Below are 2,075 nucleotides of genomic sequence, written 5' to 3' on the forward strand. Positions count from 1 at the left end.
GCCTTCCCCTCCTGCCCCGCCGACGTGCCCGGGGGTAGGACCGGGTGACCGGAGCCCCTCCGGCGGTGTGCCTGGGGCACGGCGCCCCTCCCTCGGTGTAGGTTCCGGCCCGAACGGCAGACGGTGTCGATCCCCCGATCGGGTGATGCCGGAGACGTCAGAGAGGGGCCGAGAACGGTGAACAGGAAACTGGCGATGGCGGTGGCGGGGTGCACGGCCCTCGCCCTGACCCTCACCGGATGCGGTGACGACACCGCCGAGCGCACCGAGGAATGGGCCGCCGAGTTCTGTGACGCGGCCGGGCCCCGGCTGCAGCAGATCCAGGGAGCCAACACCGCTCTCGCGGAGGCCAGCGAGAGCGATGAGGAACCGGCGGTCGTCCAGGAGGTGTACTCCGACTCCTACGGGCAGCTCGCCGACGCCTACGCCGGTCTCGCCGACGCGGTCGAGGAGGCCGGGGACCCACCGGTGGACGACGGTGAGCAACTGCGCGAGGACGCGGTGGCCGAGCTCAACGCCCTGTCCGAGTCCTACGACAACCTGCGACAGGCCAGCGACGACCTGGACACCTCCGACCGGGCGGCCTTCGCGGAGGGATTGCGGGAGATGGTGGGGCAGCTCGAGGAGTTCGGGCAGCTCGGTGGGGACGCGCTGACCCGTCTGCAGTCCGGGGAGCTGGGCGAGGCGATGGCCGATCAGGAGGGCTGCCGGGTGCCGGGCTCGCCCGTGGACGGTGACGCCGATCCCGACGGGGCCGGGACGGAGGACGGTGACGCCCGGGAGGACGACGCCGATGCCGGGGGCGCCGACGCCGACGCCGGGGACGACGAGGAGAGCGAGGGCTGAGCCCTCGCCGGCGGGCCCGGGCGGCTTCCCCGCGGGACTCCCGGGCCGGCCGCCCGGACCCCGCGTGCCGGACCCGGCTCCGCCGGCACCCCGGGCTCGGCAGAATGGACCCCCGTGAGCACTTCGGATCTCCCCACCCCCGGCGGCGCGGCCCTGCGCGATGCGCTGCTCGCCGCCGACTTCACCCCCGACGGTCTGCTGGAACGCCTGGGCGCCCCGGCCTACGCCGCCCTGGCGCGCGGCGAGACGGTGCCCGCCCTGCGGGCCACCCGCGACGGTGACGCCGCCGCCGTCCTCGCCCGTCTCTTCCTGCTGCGGGCCCCCGTCCCCGCGAAGCGGGCCGCCGAGGTGCTGCCGTTGGACGCCGCGCTGGAGACCGGATGGCTGCGCCGTGCCCCGGGAGGGACACCCGACGGGGGCGACGGCCGGGAGGGCGCCGGGGACCCGGCGCAGACCGTCCGGGCCGCCGTGGACATCCGGCCATGGGCGGCGCCCGGCGGGGAGGACTGGTTCATCGTCTCCGACGCCGGTCACGCGCTGGGGGGACGAGCCGGTGTCGCCGCCGGTTCACCGCGACCCGATGTGGTGCTGGGTGTGGGGGGCGCCTCCACCACGCTCACCCACCTGATCCCCGACACGCCCGTCGGTCGCGCGCTGGACGTGGGAACCGGCTGCGGCGTCCAGGCCCTGCACCTCACCCGGCACGCCGCCGCCGTCACCGCCACCGACCCGAACCCGCGTGCCCTGCGCATGGCCGAACTGACCCTCGAGCTCTCCGCCGCCCCCGCCGCGGAGTACCGCGAGGGTTCGCTCTACGAGCCGGTCGCCGACGACGAGCCCTTCGACCTGATCGTCTCCAACCCGCCGTTCGTCATCTCCCCGCCCGAACCCGGTGGCCCCCGCCTGGTCTACCGGGACGGCAACATGGCCGGTGACGAGCTGTGCCGGTCGCTGGTGCGCGGCGCCGCCGATCGCCTGGCCCCCGGCGGCACGCTGATCATGCTCGCCAACTGGGAGCACGCCGTCGACGGCGACTGGCGCGAACGTCTCGCCGCCTGGCTGCCGCCCGGCTGCGACGCCCGGGTCGTGCAGCGCGAGGAGCAGGACATCACCGAGTACGCCGAGCTGTGGCTGCGCGACGCGGGTGACCACCGCGACGACCCCGCCCGCTACGCGGCCCGCTACGACGCCTGGCTGGAGAACTTCGAGGCCCGGGGCGTGCGCGGGGT

General features: G+C 75.6%; 2 protein-coding genes. Both read left to right on the forward strand.

Annotated elements, in window-relative coordinates:
* Window positions 1–177 precede the first annotated feature (177 nt).
* A complete protein-coding gene (locus FNQ90_RS20860) occupies window positions 178–846 on the forward strand; it encodes a small secreted protein (protein ID WP_182607763.1) in 669 nt (222 codons plus the stop codon).
* Window positions 847–960: 114 nt separating this feature from the next.
* A partial coding sequence (locus FNQ90_RS20865; RefSeq protein WP_182607764.1) for a DUF7059 domain-containing protein occupies window positions 961–2,075 on the forward strand: 1,115 nt, incomplete at its 3' end.

This window comes from Streptomyces alkaliphilus (genome assembly GCF_014141535.1).
GTDB lineage: Bacteria > Actinomycetota > Actinomycetes > Streptomycetales > Streptomycetaceae > Streptomyces > Streptomyces alkaliphilus.